Below are 17,104 nucleotides of genomic sequence, written 5' to 3'. Positions count from 1 at the left end.
TTTGGCTGTTGGCGCGCCTGCGGCGCCGCGTCCCTTGCAGTAGCACTGTCAGAAGTGCTGTGCGATCAAACTTTTACGGAAATCAGATGACCGAATCCGTCCAGCGCACGATCTGCTTTGCGGCATCACCGAACGCATTGTCGAGTGCGCTGACATAGGCAGGATTGCCGCTGCCCGAAACCGGTGCGGATGCGGTGAAGCTCTTGGAGGCACGCACCTCGCCATTGCGGTCGTTGAGGATGCGGACGAACAGATCGACTTCGGCATGCTCGCCGCCGTCGACACGAACCTCGAAGGATCGGACCTCGACGATCACCTGATAGTCAATCGCCAGGCCCTCGCCCGGCTTGCCGACGCCGGCAAAGCTGCCCGAACGCTGGAACGTCTCGGCGAGCCGTGCCTGCACGATCAGCGGCAGCCGGTCGGCCCATTGCGCGCCCTTGAGATACTGGATCGAGCGATCCGACGGCTTGATGACGATGTTCTGGCTGTCCAGCGCCTTGAGCGCCGACGGCTGCGCGATCAGGATCTGGCGGCGGCTGTGGCCATGTGCCTCGACCGTAGGCGCCGATAGCTCGAACGTATCGAGCGGCGCGGGCTTGCCGCCCAACGCCGCGCAGCCGGCTAGCGTCAGGGCAAGCAGTGCCGCAGCCGATGACAAGCCGCCCGTTTTCACCCACACAGACTTCACGCGCGATCCCCGTTGTCCCCGGATCGTAAGATCGACCCGCTTTCGCGGCTCATGTTCTTGGGGCTCGCCGACGCCGAAGTCAACGCCGCGCCCTGCCATCGAACTGCCGAACCTCGCCATCGCCACCCGAAAGGATGCGCTGCGGATTGCGGCTGAGATCGGTCACCGCTTCCTCGATGCGGCTGATCGAACGGCGGCTGTCCTGCACCAGCGCCTCGACATTCGAAAGCCCCTGGCCCGAGAAGCGCGCCAGATTGTCGGTGATGACGCCCAGGCGGGAATTCAGCGTGTCGGCAACCTGCTTGAACGACTTCAGCGTCGCCCTGGCATCCGCCATCACACCGTCGGCCTGCCCCGAGCCGAGCAAAGTGTCGACCCTGGCGAGGATGCCATCGACACGCACCGAGGCGTCGTTGAGCCGCTGCGCCAGTTGCTTGGCATCCTTGATCGTCTGGTCGATATCGTCGGCCCGGTTGGCGAACTTGTGGGTCACCTCTGCGATGTCGGCGGCGGCCTTGTCGGCGCTTTCGCTGGCCTTCTGGATATTGGCAAGTGCCGAGCGCACCTGCGTCGGGTCGATGCCGTCGAGCACGCCGTCGACCTTGGCCAGCGTGCCTTGCGTCTGCTTGGCGAAATCGTTGACGGACCCAACCGCGGTATCGACATTCTTGATCACGCCGTCGAGCTGTTTCGAAGTCTCCTTGAGGTTCCCAGTCACCGTGTCGACATTGGCGACAATGCTCTTGATCTTGTCCTTGTCGACGGCATTGAGAAGGCCTTCGGCTGCCTTCAGCGTGCCATCGAGCTTTCCGGAAACGCCTTTCAGCTCATCCGCCAGCGTGCTGGCGGCGGACAGGAACTTGTCGATGCCGTCCGAATTCTTGGCCAGCGCATCCGAGAAGGTCTGCACGTTCTGCACGGTCTGCGTCAGCGGCCCGCGAACGTCCTTGGTGAAGCCTTCGAGTTCCGTCAGCACCTTGTCGGCGCGGGTGAAGATGTTCTGCGCCGTTTGCAGCAAATTGGTCACCGCTGACGGGTTGGCGACGATCTCGGCGACCTTGCCTTCCTTTTCCGCCTGGTCGAGGAGCTTTACTTCCTTGGGGTCGGCGCCCTTGAGTTCGATGTTGGCCTGCCCGGTCAGGCCGGCAAGCCCGATATCGGCCTGCGTCGACTTGGTGATCGGCGTCAGGCGGTCGATCTCGGTGTCGGCGATGGCAACCGTCGGATTGTCGACGTCGATATAGACACGCTTGACGTCGCCAACCTTGACGCCATTGAACAGCACGAAACTACCGCGGCCGAGCCCGGAGGCCGAGCCCGGAATGCGCACGCGCAGCAACGTCGTCTCGCCCTTGTCGCCGATCGCCGCCGTCCAGTAGACGAAGGCGAACGCCGCCAGGATCGCAGCCAGCGTGAAAATGCCGACAATGACGTAGTTGGCTCTGGTTTCCATTGTCCCACTTATGGCTATGCGCGCGCCGCAAGATCAAGTTGCCGGGCGCGTTTTCCGCGGAAATAGGACTTTACCCACGGTTCCTCGCTCTTCAGCATGTCGTCGATGGTGCCTTCGACGAGCACTTTCTTTTTGCCAAGTACGGCCACCCGGTCGCAAGCGGTGAAAAGCGTGTCGAGATCATGCGTCACCATGTAGACGGTCAGGTCCATCGTATCGCGCAGCTTGACCACCAGTTCGTCGAATTCCGCCGCGCTGATCGGATCCAGACCCGACGTCGGCTCGTCGAGGAAGACGATGTCGGGGTCGAGCGCGAGCGCCCGCGCCAGTGCGGCGCGCTTGATCATGCCGCCGGACAGTTCGGACGGGAATTTCTGCGCCGCATCGGGCGGCAGCCCGACCAACTCGATCTTGAGCAATGCCAGTTCGTCCATCAGCTTTCGCGGCAGGTCGAGGTATTCGCGCATCGGCACCTGGACATTCTCCAGCACTGTCAGCGCCGAAAATAGGGCGCCGTGCTGGAACAACACGCCAAGCCGCATGTCGATGCGCAGGCGCTCGATGTCACTCGCCTTCTCGACATCGACACCGAACAGCTTGATCGTGCCCGACTGCTTGCGCGTCAGGCCGAGAATGGTGCGCAGCAGAACCGACTTGCCGGCACCCGAGGCGCCAACAAAGCCAAGGATCTCGCCGCGCCTTATGTCGAGTGACAGCTTGTCCAGGATGAGCTTGTCGGCGAAGGACACGCTGATGTCGTGCGCGGAAAGCACGATGTCGCCCTCGCCCGCATCGTTCGCCGGTGTATCAGCCCTCTTCCTGCCTCGCAGCTTCATCTCAGAACTCGATCGCTGCGTAGAAGATGGCGAAAAGCCCGTCGAGGATGATGACGACGAAGATCGATTTCACCACCGAAGCGGTGACGTGCTGGCCCAGCGATTCCGCGCTGCCGCCAACCTTCATGCCTTCGACCGAGGCGATCGTGCCGATGATCATCGCCATGAATGGCGCCTTGATCAGGCCGGCAAAGATCGTGCTGAGGTCGATGGCAACGCGCAGCCGGTCGATGAAAGCAGCCGGTGGGATGTCGGAATAGAGCCACGCGGCCAGGATGCCACCGCCGAGTGCGGCGAAATTGGCAATGATGGTCAGGCACGGCAAGGCGATGACCAGCGCCACGAGCCGCGGGAAGACCAGGACACCGATCGGGTTGAGCCCGATGACCTTCAGCGCGTCGACCTCCTCGCGCATCTTCATCGAACCGATCTCGGCGGTGATCGCGCTGCCGGAGCGGCCGGCGATCATGATCGCCGTCATCAGCACCCCAAGCTCGCGCAGGATCAGCACGCCAACGAGGTCTACGACGAAGATATCGGCGCCGAAATAGCTGAGCTGGTAGGCGCCCTGCTGGGCAACGATGGCGCCGACGATCGCCGACATCAGCACCACCACCGGAATGGCGCCGACACCCATGCGATCGATCTGGTTGAAGATCGCCGCCGGGTTGACGGCATGACCACGCCCGAGTTTCATCTGTGCACCGCGGATGGTGGCGCCGAGGATGTTCATCGAGGCGAGGAAATCGTCGCGCATCTCGTAGACGCGCCGGCCAACCGCCTCCAGCGCGCGAATGACGATGTTAGGCGGCCGCGTCGGGCCGGATTCGGGTTCGCGCCGCACGGCCTCGCCCACCGCGTCGAGCAGGATCGAAGCGATCTCGCTCTGGCCCTGCATCTGGATCTTGACGCCCTTCTTCTCGAAGGCGCTGACCAGCCGGTCGATCAGCCAGGCGCCGGCGGTGTCCATCTTCTCGATCTTGGAAAGATCGAGCGCCAAGGTCTTGAAACCGCTTCGTTTCTCGATCTTGCGCATGTCGGCGTCGATCAGCGCGACAGTCCGTGTCGTCCAGATTCCGGAGAAAGCGCAGCCGAGAACGCCATCCTCCTCGCCGATCGCCACGCGCGGTTCGTGGTCAGCCTCCCCCGCGGTCGTGCCGCTTGCGTCGCGCTTGCCGATGGTCAACATGGCGTCCTGTTTAGCCTGACGGAACCAAGCTGTCGATTTGCCGACTCGCTCGTTCTCGCATAGCCGGAGCAGAAAAATATGGCGCGTGTCATTTCGGTTGAGGCCGAGCGTTTTCCGATCGCCGGAACCTTCACCATTTCGCGCGGTTCCAAGACCGAAGCTGACGTGATCTCCTGCACGATCAGCGAGGGCGGCCACGCCGGCCGTGGCGAATGCGTTCCCTACAAGCGCTATGGCGAGACCATGGACGGCGTCCGCGACGCGATCGAGGCCATGCGCGACAGGATCGCCGGCGGCATCAGCCGAACCGCCCTGCTCGATGCCATGCCGGCCGGAGCCGCCCGCAACGCCATCGACTGCGCCCTGTGGGACCTGGAGGCAAAGATCAGCGGAACATCGGTAGCGGATGCGATAGGTGCGGTTCCGTTACGGGCCCTTGAGACGGCCTACACGCTGTCGCTCGGCGAACCGGAGGCGATGGCGGCCCAGGCCCGCGCCAATGCGGCGCGGCCGCTGCTCAAGGTCAAGATCGGCGGCGACAACGACATCGCCCGCATCCGCGCCGTCAGGCAAGCTGCACCCGGCAGCCGCATCATCCTCGACGCCAATGAGGGCTGGACCGACGACAACATCGTTGTGAACCTCGCCTTTGCCGCCGAACAAGGCATCGCGCTGATCGAGCAGCCGCTGCCGGCCGGTCATGACGAGATCCTGCGCCATATCGGGCATCCCGTGCCGATCTGCGCCGATGAGAGCGTGCATGAGGCGAAGAACCTCGAAGCGCTTGTCGGCCTCTACGACGCCGTCAACATCAAGCTCGACAAGTCGGGCGGCCTGACAGCCGCATTGGTGTTGCGCGATCGCGCCCGCGAACTTGGCTTCGGCGTGATGGTCGGCTGCATGGTCGGTACATCGCTGGCCATGGCACCGGCGGTGTTGCTCGCACAGGATGCCGATTTCGTCGACCTCGACGGTCCGCTGCTGCTGGCCGGCGACCGGGTGCCAGGCCTTGTCTATCAGGGGTCGCTGGTGTCACCGCCCGATACGACGCTGTGGGGCTGAGCGCGCCGCAAGCCCGATCAGCACGAGGCCGACGATAGCGATCGGGATCATCACAAGGAACCCATCGACGCCGAGACGGTCATAGAGCGGGCCGGAAGCAAGCGTAACAGCGGCCATGAAGAAGCCATTGAAGAAATAGGCGATGCCTTGCGCAGCACCTGTGCGCTCTTCGGAGACAGTCTCGGCGATCATTTTCTGCAGGCCGATCAGCACCATTGCGACAGACACCGAATGCAGCGACTGCACGGCGAAGAAGCCGGGGATGCCAAGACCAAGCGGCCATACCAGTGGAAAGATGATCCAGCGCACGATTGAACCGATGCCAGCGATCACCATCACTTTGACGACGGACACGGAGGCGAAAATGCGATTGAAAAACAAAAACATGCAGACTTCGCAAATCACGCCCCAGGCCCACAGCAGGCCGACGACGGAATCGCTGATGCCGATCGATTTCCAGTAGATGGAGACGAAGCCGTAGAGGAAGGCGTGGCTGGCGGTAATGATGCCGACGCCAAAGGTGAAGTAGAGGAAATAGGCATTGAACAGGCTAGGCGCGGCGTGCTGGATTTCCGCGGCCGACAGCGGCGAGGCCTTGCGCGGCCGCCCCATTCGCGGCGCAAACAGGGCCGCGACGAGCGCTGCGGCGAGCGCCACGAATATGATTATCGGCACAGCTTTGGCTCCGGCCGCCGCCAGGATGAAGCCGCCCACAACATTGGCGCAGAAGTAAGAGATCGAGCCCCATTTGCGCATAGCGGTGTAATTCGAGCCGAAGCGGCGCACCCCAGACAACGCCAGCGAATCGGCCATTGGCGAATGCGGTGTCCAGACGATCGTCAAAAGCAGCGATACGGCCAGCACGACCGCGTAAGTCGCTGGCAGGAAATAGCCGGCCGAAATGGCCATCGTTGCCGCGACCAGCGCGATATAGACGTTGGCGCGGTCCTTCGCCCGGTCGGCAAATGCCGTTAGCATAGGCGTCGTCACGACGCGCAAGAACATCGGTGCGGCAAGGATCACAGCGATCTGTTCGGCGCCGAAGCCCTTCGCCTGCAGCCACAGCGGAAAATAGGGCAGATGCGTGCCTTGCGACACGAACAGCGTCGCGAAAATCAGGCTCATGCGCAGTTCGAAATGGCGCGGCTTGACGAGTTGTTCGGGTGAAAGTGGCGGCAGGGACATGAATCGATCCAATCGCGCTGCACTCGGCCAGCGGCAGCGCGTATCGATCCCTTAACATGGGCGAAAACCGGGCGAAACCGGCTGGACTAATCGATTGATCTCGAAACCCGCGACGAGTTTCGCGTCAAGCCGCCTGCCCTACCCGGTCTTCGATGAGCAGCGGGATAAAGGGCTCGTCCGGCGCTTCGGGCAGCACCTGCGCCCAGGTCAGGATTTCCATCCGACCGTCAAAGTGCTCGACCACAGCCGTGCAGCTTTCCACCCAGTCGCCGGTGTTGATGTACTGGACATCGCCAAAATTCTCGATGACGGCATGATGGATGTGGCCGCAGATGACGCCGTCGACATGCGAGCGGCGCGCCTCGTCCGCGAGCATGGTCTGGAACGAGCCGATGAAGTTTACCGCCTTCTTGACGTTGACCTTGGCCCAGGAAGAGAACGACCAGTAAGGCAGGCCAAGCAGCTGGCGCAGCCGCGTCACCACACGGTTGACCAGCATGGCCGCGTCATAGGCGTGGTCACCGAGATAGGCGAGCCAGCGCGCATTGTGGACGACGGTGTCGAACTGGTCGCCATGGATGACGAGCAGGCGTTTGCCGTCGGCGGTCTCATGGATGGCGCGGTCGGCGACGACAATGCCGCCGAAATGCACGCCCTGGAACTGGCGGGCGAACTCGTCATGATTGCCGGCGATGTAGGTGATATTGGCGCCCTTGCGCGCTTTGCGCAGCAATTTCTGCACGACATCATTGTGGCTTTGCGGCCAGTGCCAACTCCGCCGCAACCGCCAGCCATCGACGATGTCACCGACCAGATAGATGATATCGGCGTCGTGATGTCTAAGGAAATCGATCAGGAATTCGGCCTTCGCCGCCTTCGAGCCGAGGTGGACATCGGAGATAAACATGCTGCGGAAAGTGCGGGGCTCTTGGCCGGACATCGCGATTTCACCGTTGCTTTCGCGAGAGGCTATGCCCCGATTCATGCAACAACCGTATGACGGTTGCGATTGGTCCAGCCGAAGGACTAGCTTGCGGCCGGCTCACAAGGAGAAAATCATCATGGATCTCGGTATCAGCGGGAAGAAGGCTATTGTCTGCGCTTCGAGCAAGGGACTTGGGCGCGGTTGTGCCATGGCGCTGGCCGAAGCCGGCTGCGACATCGTCGTCAACGGACGCAATGCCGAGTTGGTGGCGAAAACCGCCGAGGAATTGCGCCAGCGCTATGGCGTCACGGTGACAGAAGTCGTTGGCGACGTCTCCAGGCCCGAGATACAGAAGGCGCTGCTCGCGGCCTGCCCGGACCCGGATATCCTCGTCAACAACAATGGCGGACCGCCGCTTCGCGACTTCCGCACGCTTGATCGCGAAAAGATCCTCGAAGGCGTCACCCAGAACATGGTGACCCCGATCGAGCTGGTCCAGGCTGTCCTCGACGGCATGGCGGCGCGCGGCTTCGGCCGCATCGTCAACATCACCTCGCTGTCGGTCTATGTGCCCATTCCCGGCCTTGACCTGTCGTCCGGCGCGCGCGCCGGCCTGACCTCGTTCCTTGCCGGCGTGGCCAGAACGGTGATCGACCGCAACGTGACCATCAACAGTCTTTTGCCGGGCAAGCTCGACACCGACCGGCTGCGCGGGCCGCACGAGGCCGGCACCGTCGAGGACCCCACGGCCGCCGCCGCGCGCAAGACCCGCATCAGCGCCGATGTTCCGGCCAAGCGGCTCGGCACGCCGGAGGAATTCGGCCAGATCTGCGCGTTCCTGTGCTCGGTCCATGCCGGCTATCTGACCGGGCAGAACATACCGGTCGATGGCGGTCTCTACGTCAGCGCCTTTTGATCAACTTGTCCGTGAAACTGCAGGAACCATCCGTCAGAAAATCGGCATAAGCATTTGATTGTTCAAGACTTTCTACGCGCCGCCGGGTATTGCCGCCGGCGCGTCAATTAGCGTCGCGAAAAACCTCGGCTGCATGCTAAAAGGGAATCTCCAGGCAGATTTCGAGGGAGCGGCCGCATGGAAGGCGAGAGCAAAAAGACGGCACGTTCGGACCTCGACGAAGCCGCCCTCTACTTCCACAAGTATCCAAGGCCGGGAAAGCTCGAGATCCAGGCGACCAAGCCGCTCGGCAATCAGCGCGACCTTGCGCTCGCCTATTCGCCTGGTGTCGCCGCCCCTTGCCTGGAAATCCGCGACGACCCAGCGACCGCCGCCGACTACACGGCGCGCGCCAATCTGGTCGGTGTCGTCTCCAACGGATCGGCCGTGCTCGGCCTCGGCAATATCGGCCCGCTGGCCTCCAAACCGGTCATGGAAGGCAAGGCTGTCCTTTTCAAGAAGTTCGCCGGCATCGATGTCTTCGACATCGAGATCGACGCGCCCGGTATAGAACGCATGGTCGAGACGATCTCGGCGCTGGAGCCGACCTTCGGCGGTATCAACCTCGAGGACATCAAGGCGCCCGAATGCTTCGAGGTCGAGGAACAGCTGAAGGCCCGCATGGGCATACCGGTGTTCCACGACGACCAACACGGCACCGCCATCATTGTCGCCGCCGCCGTGCTCAACGGGCTGGAATTCGCCGGCAAGACCATATCGGACATCAAGATCGTCACCTCCGGTGCCGGCGCAGCGGCCCTTGCCTGCCTCAACCTGCTGGTCTCGCTCGGCGCGCGGGTGGAAAACATCTGGGTCACCGACCGCTTCGGCGTCGCCTACAAGGGCCGCGTCGACGAGATGGATCGCTGGAAAGACCCTTATGTGAAGGACACCGAGGCGCGCACGCTGGCCGACGTCATCGCAGGCGCCGACGTCTTCCTCGGCCTTTCGGCGGCAGGCGTGCTGAAGCCGGAACTGCTCCAGCACATGGCACCAAAACCGCTGATCCTGGCGCTGGCCAATCCCAATCCGGAGATCATGCCGGAAATAGCGCGTGCGGCGCGTCCCGATGCGATGATCTGCACCGGCCGTTCCGATTTCCCCAATCAGGTCAACAACGTACTGTGCTTTCCTTACATCTTTCGCGGCGCGCTCGATTGTGGTGCCAGCGCCATCAATGAGGAGATGAAGATGGCGGCGGTGCGGGCAATCGCAGCGCTGGCACGGGAGGAGCCTTCGGACGTCGCTGCACGCGCCTATTCCGGCGAGACCCCGATCTTCGGGCCTGAGTTCCTGATCCCCTCGCCCTTCGATCCGCGCCTGATCCTGCGCATCGCGCCTGCGGTCGCCAAGGCTGCCTGCGACACCGGCGTCGCGACAAGGCCGATCACCGACTTCGCCGCCTATATCGACAAGCTGAACCGCTTCGTCTTCCGCTCCGGCCTGGTGATGAAGCCGGTGTTCTCATCCGCCAAGGCGTCGACCGCCAAGCGCGTCATCTATGCCGACGGCGAGGACGAGCGCGTGCTGCGCGCCGCACAGGTGGTGCTTGAGGAAGGCATCGCCGAGCCGATCCTGATCGGCCGCCCGCACGTCATCGAGGTGCGCCTGAAGCGCTATGGGCTGCGCATCAAGCCCGGCGTCGATTTCGGCCTGATCAATCCCGAAGACGATCCGCGCTACCGCCACTATGTCGACCTGCTGATCGAACTCGCCGGCCGGCGCGGCGTGACGACGGAGGCCGCGCGCACCATGGTGCGTACCGACAACACGGTGATCGCAGCACTAGCGCTGAAGCGCGGCGATGCCGATGCCATGGTCTGCGGCCTCGAAGGCCGCTTCGAGCGGCATCTGCGCAACGTCACCTTGATCATCGGCCCGCGAGCCGGCGTCAAGGACCACGACCTGTCGACGCTTTCCATGCTGATCTCGCAGCGCGGCATCATCTTCCTAACCGACACGCACGTCTCCGTCGACCCGACAGCCGAGGAGATCGCCGAGATGACGGTGCTTGCGGCAGAAGAAATCCAGCGCTTCGGCATCGAGCCGAAGGCGGCGCTCCTGTCGCACTCGGATTTCGGCTCGCGCGATTCGCCGAGTGCGCTCAAGATGCGGCAAGCGGCGGCGATCCTGGCGCGCATCGCGCCTGACCTGGAGTGCGACGGCGAGATGCACGCGGACACTGCCTTGTCCGAGCATCTGCGCCAGCGCGTTTACCCGCATTCGCGGCTGAAAGGCGAAGCCAATTTGCTGGTGTTCCCCAACCTCGATTCGGCCAACATCACGCTGACCGCGCTCAGGACCATGATGGATGCGCTGCATGTCGGGCCGATCCTGCTCGGCACCGACATGCCGGCGCACATACTGACGCCGTCGGTCACCTCGCGCGGCGTGGTCAACATGACGGCGCTTGCCGTGGTCGAGGCCGCCCACAAGGCGCAGGCGGTCGTCAATCTGGGCTGAACACGGATTTCGCGGTAAACTGCAGTTAACCGCGAACACGGTAGCCTTGCAGGCCAACGGGCGGGATTTGGGCAGGCGGAGTTTGGGCGGATGGCAAGCGGAGGGTGGAAGCAGGCGCATGCTGCCGTGCTGCTTGGCCTCCTGTTGTCCGCAACCTGGGGGGTAGCCGAGCCACGGGCCGCTTCGCGGGTCTGTCGCCAGTTGGAAGCCGATCTTGCCGCGGCCTCACGCGGCGGCGACGGTGGTCCGGCTATGATCCGGAAATATGACGCCGCCATCGCCAGGCAGCATGAGCAGATTTCGAAGGCCCGCAGCCAAGCGAGCCAGGCAGGGTGCGGCTTTTCGCTGTTTGGCCGCAACCTCAATCAATGCGCCGGGCTCAACGCCACCATCGATCGCATGAATGCCAACCTCGATGCGCTGCAAGGCAAACGCGAGCGGCTTGCCGGCGGCGGCTCGCGCCGTGACCGGGGACGCATCCTGGCGGCGCTTGACGCCAATGGCTGCCGCGACGACACCGTTGCGCCGCGGCGCGCACCCCTGCAGGAAGCGAACCGCGAAGGCGGCAGCACAAACCTGTTCGACCAGCTTTTCGGCGGCAACAGCCAGCAGCTCGATACGCCAGATACACTTGACCAGCCTGACGATCCCGACGAAGAGCGCAGCGTCCGCCGGGTGCTCAACCGGCCCGGCGTACCGGACCTTCCGAGCGTCGGCGGTGAATTCCACACCTCCTGTGTGCGCACCTGCGACGGCTACTTCTTCCCGATGTCGAACTCGGCCTCGACCAGCGACTTCGAACGCGACCAGAAGAATTGCGAATCGAGCTGCCCCGGCACCGAGATGCAGGTCTTCTACTCGCGCGGCATGGACGACGATTCGGCTTCGATGACGTCGTCCGTCACCGGCCGGCCCTACAGCGAATTGCCGACTGCCTATCTCTACAAGCAGTCCAACATGCCGCGGCCGCCGGCCTGCGGCTGCAACGCCGCCGCGCAGGGCTTCCAGATCATCGCCGGCAATCCGCCGTATCAGGAACAGTCGCAGCCCGAAACGGACGCTGCACCGTTCATCCCGGTCCCGGTGTCCAAGCCGGATCCAGGTGCAGATCCGGAAACCCTGGCCAATCTGGAAGGCGGGCTCGACCGCGAGGCGATCAAGCGGCTTTCCGCCAAGCCGGTGACGTTGCCGGTGTCCGCGCTGCCGCCGGAACAGCGCAAGGTCAGGGTCGTCGGGCCAACGTTCCTTCCCGACCCATCAGCGGCAATAGATCTGCAAGCTCCGGCCCCGAAGGCAGTCCGGTAAGGGCTGTTCTGAGCGGCATGAACAACGCCTTGCCCTTGCGGCCCGTCGCTTCCCTGATCTTGCCCGTCCAGTCTTTCCAGATCGTCGCGGTCCAGGGGTCCTCCGGCAGCAGATCGAACGCCTGTCCGAGGAAATCGCGGTCTTCATCGGAAAATTCCGGCATCTCCTGAGGCCCCTCGCGCAGGATGCGCCACCAGTTCACCGCATCGGCCAGCCTGTCGAGATTGCCGCGCACCGCCAGCCAGAACGGCTCGGCCTGCTCGCCCGAGACGCCGAGCACGATCAGCCGGTCCTGTGCCTCGGTGAATGGCATATGATGCAGCAATGTCCGGTTGAGCACGAACAGTTCATCCGGATCGAACTTGGCCGCCGATTTCGATGTTGCCGCTGGATCGAAGCGTTCGGCGAGTTCGCCCATCGTCGGCACCGCCGCGACATTCTCCGAGGTGCCGACCAGCACGGCCAGCGAGGCGACCGCCATAGGCTCGATGCCGTCCTCGCGCAGGCTTTCGATGGAGAGCGCACCGGTGCGCTTCGACAGTCCCTCGCCCGATGCGGTGGTCAGGAGATTGTGGTGGCCGAACACAGGCGGCTCGGCAGCCAACGCCTGGAACAGGGCGATCTGCACGCCGGTGTTGGTGACATGGTCGTCGCCGCGGATGACATGGCTGACGCCCATCTCGATATCGTCGACCACGGAGGGAAGCGTGTAGAGATAGGTGCCGTCCTCGCGCACCAGCACTGGATCGGACAGTGAGGCCAGGTCGACCGTCTCCTCGCCGCGCACCAGGTCGTTCCAGTGGATTTCGGTGCGCTCCGGCTGTTGCGGATCGCCTGAGAAATTGGGGAGGAGAAAACGCCAGTGCGGCCGGCGGCCATCGGCCTGGTATTCGGCGATCTGCTCATGCGTCAGGGCCAGCGCCTCACGGCCATAGACCGGTGGCAGGCCGCGCGTGCGGCGCACCTTGCGCCTGAGATCCAGCTCCTCCGGCGTTTCATAGCAGGCATAGAGAACGCCTGCCGCCTTCAGCCTCTCGACCGCCGCGTCATAGACCTCGAAACGCCGCGACTGGTACTCGGTGGCATCGGGAAAAATGCCCAGCCAATGCAGATCGTAGAGGATGGCATCGGAAAATTCCTGCTTCGAGCGCGCAATGTCGGTGTCGTCGAAGCGCTGGACGAAGCGGCCCTTGTTGTTCATGGCAAACAGCCAGTTGAACAGAGCCGTGCGCGCATTGCCGATATGGATGCGGCCGGTCGGCGAAGGGGCGAAACGAACGGTAACTGTCATGAGCGGGGCGTACCGGATGCTTTTGTGATTGACAAGACGCGCCCCCGCGCTGTCCGGCAGACATAGAACATGGCGGCTGGAATGAAAAGACCGGGCGGCGTGCGCCTCAGGCGGCGCTTAATGCATGTCGTCCAAACGTGATCTCGGTTTTGGGAAAACGACATGCATAAGAAACAAAGACCTAAAGCGCGTCGCCTGAATCCGTTCAAACGCGACGCGCTTTAGGCGGCGGCCAGTCTGGCGGCGCCCGCCATGACCGAGTGCAGCCAGCCGGCGGAGCCGGCGAACAGGTCGTTAAGGCGATCAGCGGCCGAAGTCATCGGAACTGAGGCGAGTCCAGCGGTCACCCATCACCCCACCGATAAAGATGTCACCGGCGCGGACCGCTTCCGTGACCTCAGCGATTCGCGAGCGGACCATCGTTCCTCCGGCATAGCGGAAGAAGAGATTCTTGTAGCCGAAGAGTTGAGGCATGAATCTGCTCTGCGTCTGCCCGGTGATGCCCACGCAGCCCATATCCCACGCGGCCGCGATAAGGCCATCCAGCGTCGCGCGCCAGTGAGATCCGGACGCCTGGATTTGCAACAGGCTCGCGATGTCGCCGGCTTGACCGTAGAAGGCATAACAACCGAGCATTTTGCCCGTTTCGTCGTAAGTTCCACCGAAATGAAGTGGGCCGTCGGCCCGTTTCTCAGCCGCCAGCGCGAGCAGCCGTGGCAGTTCGCCATCCTTCCAGCTCGGCCGAAGAGAGTAATCGGACAGGAGGGTCGGCAGCCGCTCGGCAAATTGCGCGGCATCGATCGGCTCACGGTGGACCCGTTGCGACGATAAAACCTGGACGGGGCGCTCGAACCTTCTTATCGCAAGAGCATCGAATGCCCTCGCGCAGGGATCGAGCGCCAAGCGAGGCAGGCCGGGCCACTTACGGTGCAGTGCAGCGGCGGCCATCGCGGCCGGTCGGAAAATACAGGTCCATCCCAGACAATGCACCGGCAGGAGCTGATACTTCATCGGGCGCGCGAAGGCCAAAGATGTCCTGTTGGCCGAATCGGTCAGCTGCAGATCGAATTCGCCTTGGTGCAAGGCACGCAGCAATTGCGGCCCGGCCGAGCCGTCATCGGTGCCGGCGTCGGCCATGAGCGGACCGATGATCGCCGCATTCAATGCCGCTCCGTTGAGCTCGTAGCGGGCTTTCAGGACGCCGAGGAACCCACCCAGACGACCTTGCCGGTTGACCTGGACAAGAGCGTTGCTCGCACCGGACTGGCCGGCAGGGTCAAGATAGATCTCTCTCATATAGTCGGCCGTCTCCGCGATCGCGCGATCGAGGAGATGACGCCGCCGCCGGCGAAACTTGGTCAGGAAGAGTGCGGCGACGCTCTCGAGATCTTCGGCAGCGAGCGGCCGAACAGAGCCATGCGATTCCAGCACCGACGGCGCAACCACCTTTCCCGGACCGGCATTTGCGGAAACAACATGCATCGTGAAGAGCGTCCCTGGGTTGCTTTATTAACATATATATCAACCAAAGGTAGAAACAACATATCTCGATCGGTATGATGAACAGGCGTCTCAAAAACTCAAGGTCTGGAAAAGGACTTCACTGGCAGATTGGCTCGGCCTGCATACGCTGAGCGACAGGGACTTCGGACGTCTCAGGTCTGCCGATGTACTCGCAACAGGTTCGGCTCCGCCCTGCGCCACCCCGCACTGCTGACAACGCCTGATAGAGGTGGCCTCCGGCCGCCGAAGCCGGAGGCCACCTCAGGTCAGCTGACAAGTCCCTTGGTCAGCTCCAGCGCCTGACGCTCGAACAGGCGGCGGTAGATACCGCCCTTCAGCCGGATGAGTTCGTCATGCGAGCCTTCCTCGACGATCTTGCCGCGATCGAAGACCAGCAGCCTGTCGAGCGCCCGCACCGTCGATAGCCGGTGCGCGATGACCAGCGTCGTGCGGCCGACCATCAGCCGCTCCATCGCCTGCTGGATCAGCACCTCCGATTCCGAATCGAGGCTCGATGTCGCCTCATCGAGGATCAGGATGCGCGCATCGGCAAGGAACGCGCGCGCGATCGCCACGCGCTGCCGCTCGCCGCCCGACAGTTTCACGCCGCGTTCGCCGACCAGCGTGCCGTAGCCCTTCGGCAGGTTGGTGATGAAATCATGCGCGCTCGCCAGCTTTGCGGCATGCTCGATCTCCTCCTGCGTGGCACTCGGCCTGCTATAGGCGATGTTCTCGGCCAGCGACCGGTGGAACAGGATCGGCTCCTGCTGGACGATGGCGATCTGCCCGCGCAGCGACGCTTGCGCCACCTGCGATATGTCCTGGCCATCGACCAGGATCTTCCCCGCATTCACGTCATAGAGCCGCTGGATGAGCTTGACGAAAGTCGTCTTGCCCGAACCCGAATGGCCGACCAGCCCGACACGTTCACCCGGCGCGATATCGACCGAAAAGTTACGATAGAGCGCCGATCGGTGATTGCCGTAGTGAAAGGTGACGTTGTCGAAGCTGATCCGTCCTTCGGTGATCCGGATCGGCTTGGCGCCGGGCCGGTCCTCGATGCCGAGCGGTTCGGACTGGAAATCGACCAGTTCCTCCATGTCGTTGATCGAGCGCTGCAGATTGCGGATATGCGTGCCGATATCCCTGAGATAGCCTTGCAGCACGAAGAACGAGGTCAGCACGAAGGCGACGTCGCCGGCGCTCGCCTGCCCCCACGACCATAGCATCAGCGCCAGGCCAATCACCGCCGCGCGCATGACCAGCAGCAGCGCCCCTTGCGTGGTGCCGTTGATGGTGCCGCGCACCCAGGTGCGGCGCGTGCGCGCACGCCATTTGGCGACGACCTTGGCGAGGCGGCGCTCCTCGCGCTCCTCGGCGCCAAAGCCTTTGACCACGGCGTTGCAGCTGACCGCGTCGGCCAGCGAGCCGCCGAGGCGCGTGTCCCAGGTGTTGGCGAGCCTTGCCGCCGGTGCGACATAGCCAAGCGACAGCATCGCCGTCACCATGATGAACAGCACCGAACCGGCGGCGACGACCGCGCCCATCAGCGGCCAGAACCAGCCCAGCAGCAGCGTCGAGCCGACCAGCATGACCACGGACGGCAGCAGCGCGATGAGGATGGTGTCGTTGAGCAGGTCCAGCGCCCACATGCCGCGCGTCACCTTGCGCACGGTCGAGCCGGCAAAGCTGTTGGCATGCCAGTCGGTGGAAAAGCGCTGGACGCGATGGAAAGCATCGGCGGCAATGTCCGCCATCATCTTCAGCGTCAGCTCGACGATCCCCATGAAAGCAAGGTTGCGCAGCACGACGCCGGTCAATGCCAGGGCCATCAGCATCGAAAACGCCGCCATCGCGGCATTCCAGGCAATCGTGTCGGCGCCGGCACTGCTGGCGACGGCGTCGACCAGCCGGCCGGAATAGAGCGGCGTCAAAACGTCGGCCAGCGTCGACAGCAGGAAGCCGCCCATGATGAGCGAAAGCCGCCACGGCTGGCGCCGCCAATGGGTGAACGTGAAGCCAAGAACGCTGCGAAAGGCGCTCGCGCGCAAATCGATCTTGAAACGAGCCATGATGTCATTCGGGCGCAAACGAGCCCGATCCCAGTAAAGGTCGAAAATTGAAGAAGCCGCGCAAGGGGCTAATGAGTGCCCAGAAAGCGGAGTGGCATATTTGGCGTCTCGCCCGTAATCGGGCGGCGACCGGCATCGGCATAAGCCTGTGCTCGATCCGGCATCACTGCGAGG

General features: G+C 63.3%; 13 protein-coding genes. 4 read left to right on the top strand and 9 right to left on the bottom strand.

Features of this window, described 5'->3' with window-relative positions:
• Window positions 1–82: 82 nt before the first annotated feature.
• From EJ076_RS19600 to EJ076_RS19585, 4 genes are read right to left on the bottom strand one after another with little or no spacing between them, the layout of a single operon-like run.
• The gene (locus tag EJ076_RS19600) at window positions 83–790 is read right to left on the bottom strand and encodes an ABC-type transport auxiliary lipoprotein family protein (RefSeq protein ID WP_109669383.1); all 708 of its coding nucleotides are present in this window, start codon (window positions 788–790) and stop codon (window positions 83–85) included.
• Window positions 771–2,144, bottom strand: a complete 1,374-nt coding sequence (locus EJ076_RS19595; protein ID WP_126068984.1) for an MlaD family protein — start codon at window positions 2,142–2,144, stop codon at window positions 771–773. Before EJ076_RS19595 ends, EJ076_RS19600 begins: the two co-directional genes overlap by 20 nt.
• Window positions 2,145–2,158: 14 nt before the next feature.
• A complete protein-coding gene (locus tag EJ076_RS19590; protein ID WP_126068983.1) occupies window positions 2,159–2,980 on the bottom strand; it encodes an ABC transporter ATP-binding protein in 822 nt (273 codons plus the stop codon).
• A gap of 1 nt (window position 2,981) precedes the next feature.
• Window positions 2,982–4,169: an ABC transporter permease gene (locus EJ076_RS19585; RefSeq protein WP_126068982.1), complete on the bottom strand. Its 1,188-nt coding sequence runs from the start codon at window positions 4,167–4,169 to the stop codon at window positions 2,982–2,984.
• 78 nt (window positions 4,170–4,247) lie between these two features.
• Between EJ076_RS19585 and dgcA the strand changes: the two genes are divergently transcribed.
• Window positions 4,248–5,231 carry an N-acetyl-D-Glu racemase DgcA gene (dgcA, locus tag EJ076_RS19580; protein ID WP_126068981.1) on the top strand — a complete coding sequence of 328 codons (984 nt, stop codon included), beginning with the start codon at window positions 4,248–4,250 and terminating at the stop codon, window positions 5,229–5,231.
• Here the strand turns inward: dgcA and EJ076_RS19575 are convergent.
• The gene (locus tag EJ076_RS19575) at window positions 5,202–6,416 is read right to left on the bottom strand and encodes an MFS transporter (protein WP_126068980.1); all 1,215 of its coding nucleotides are present in this window, start codon (window positions 6,414–6,416) and stop codon (window positions 5,202–5,204) included. The genes dgcA and EJ076_RS19575 overlap by 30 nt on opposite strands.
• Window positions 6,417–6,540: 124 nt before the next feature.
• The gene (locus tag EJ076_RS19570; RefSeq protein ID WP_164548688.1) at window positions 6,541–7,323 is read right to left on the bottom strand and encodes a UDP-2,3-diacylglucosamine diphosphatase; all 783 of its coding nucleotides are present in this window, start codon (window positions 7,321–7,323) and stop codon (window positions 6,541–6,543) included.
• A gap of 154 nt (window positions 7,324–7,477) precedes the next feature.
• Between EJ076_RS19570 and EJ076_RS19565 the strand changes: the two genes are divergently transcribed.
• The 3 genes from EJ076_RS19565 to EJ076_RS19555 all read left to right on the top strand — a co-directional run bounded on the left by EJ076_RS19565 (window position 7,478) and on the right by EJ076_RS19555 (window position 12,064).
• A complete protein-coding gene (locus EJ076_RS19565; RefSeq protein WP_126068978.1) occupies window positions 7,478–8,257 on the top strand; it encodes an SDR family oxidoreductase in 780 nt (259 codons plus the stop codon).
• Between the two features lie 177 nt (window positions 8,258–8,434).
• A complete protein-coding gene (locus tag EJ076_RS19560; RefSeq protein WP_126068977.1) occupies window positions 8,435–10,759 on the top strand; it encodes an NADP-dependent malic enzyme in 2,325 nt (774 codons plus the stop codon).
• 90 nt (window positions 10,760–10,849) lie between these two features.
• Window positions 10,850–12,064, top strand: a complete 1,215-nt coding sequence (locus tag EJ076_RS19555) for a DUF2865 domain-containing protein (RefSeq protein ID WP_126068976.1) — start codon at window positions 10,850–10,852, stop codon at window positions 12,062–12,064.
• Here the strand turns inward: EJ076_RS19555 and gltX are convergent.
• From gltX to EJ076_RS19540, 3 genes are all read right to left on the bottom strand, one after another.
• Window positions 11,982–13,355, bottom strand: a complete 1,374-nt coding sequence (gene gltX, locus EJ076_RS19550) for a glutamate--tRNA ligase (protein WP_126068975.1) — start codon at window positions 13,353–13,355, stop codon at window positions 11,982–11,984. The genes EJ076_RS19555 and gltX overlap by 83 nt on opposite strands.
• 303 nt (window positions 13,356–13,658) lie before the next feature.
• The gene (locus tag EJ076_RS19545) at window positions 13,659–14,837 is read right to left on the bottom strand and encodes a hypothetical protein (protein WP_126068974.1); all 1,179 of its coding nucleotides are present in this window, start codon (window positions 14,835–14,837) and stop codon (window positions 13,659–13,661) included.
• 287 nt (window positions 14,838–15,124) lie between these two features.
• Complete coding sequence (locus EJ076_RS19540) at window positions 15,125–16,930, bottom strand: ABC transporter ATP-binding protein (protein ID WP_109669385.1); 1,806 nt, start codon at window positions 16,928–16,930, stop codon at window positions 15,125–15,127.
• Window positions 16,931–17,104 lie beyond the last annotated feature (174 nt).

The sequence above is a fragment of the Mesorhizobium sp. M7D.F.Ca.US.005.01.1.1 genome, from assembly GCF_003952545.1.
Classification (GTDB): Bacteria; Pseudomonadota; Alphaproteobacteria; order Rhizobiales; family Rhizobiaceae; genus Mesorhizobium; species Mesorhizobium loti.
This window is presented reverse-complemented; position numbering and strand designations above follow the sequence as displayed.

Bases quoted from the DNA above. Each gene is read 5' to 3' on its own strand.
- EJ076_RS19540 (WP_109669385.1), bottom strand. From the start codon at position 16,930: ATGGCTCGTTTCAAGATCGATTTGCGCGCGAGCGCCTTTCGCAGCGTT.
- EJ076_RS19600 (WP_109669383.1), bottom strand. From the start codon at position 790: ATGGCAGGGCGCGGCGTTGACTTCGGCGTCGGCGAGCCCCAAGAACAT.
- EJ076_RS19575 (WP_126068980.1), bottom strand. From the start codon at position 6,416: ATGTCCCTGCCGCCACTTTCACCCGAACAACTCGTCAAGCCGCGCCAT.
- EJ076_RS19595 (WP_126068984.1), bottom strand. From the start codon at position 2,144: ATGGAAACCAGAGCCAACTACGTCATTGTCGGCATTTTCACGCTGGCT.
- EJ076_RS19565 (WP_126068978.1), top strand. From the start codon at position 7,478: ATGGATCTCGGTATCAGCGGGAAGAAGGCTATTGTCTGCGCTTCGAGC.
- EJ076_RS19585 (WP_126068982.1), bottom strand. From the start codon at position 4,169: ATGTTGACCATCGGCAAGCGCGACGCAAGCGGCACGACCGCGGGGGAG.
- EJ076_RS19590 (WP_126068983.1), bottom strand. From the start codon at position 2,980: ATGAAGCTGCGAGGCAGGAAGAGGGCTGATACACCGGCGAACGATGCG.
- EJ076_RS19570 (WP_164548688.1), bottom strand. From the start codon at position 7,323: ATGTTTATCTCCGATGTCCACCTCGGCTCGAAGGCGGCGAAGGCCGAA.
- dgcA (WP_126068981.1), top strand. From the start codon at position 4,248: ATGGCGCGTGTCATTTCGGTTGAGGCCGAGCGTTTTCCGATCGCCGGA.
- gltX (WP_126068975.1), bottom strand. From the start codon at position 13,355: ATGACAGTTACCGTTCGTTTCGCCCCTTCGCCGACCGGCCGCATCCAT.
- EJ076_RS19555 (WP_126068976.1), top strand. From the start codon at position 10,850: ATGGCAAGCGGAGGGTGGAAGCAGGCGCATGCTGCCGTGCTGCTTGGC.
- EJ076_RS19545 (WP_126068974.1), bottom strand. From the start codon at position 14,837: ATGCATGTTGTTTCCGCAAATGCCGGTCCGGGAAAGGTGGTTGCGCCG.
- EJ076_RS19560 (WP_126068977.1), top strand. From the start codon at position 8,435: ATGGAAGGCGAGAGCAAAAAGACGGCACGTTCGGACCTCGACGAAGCC.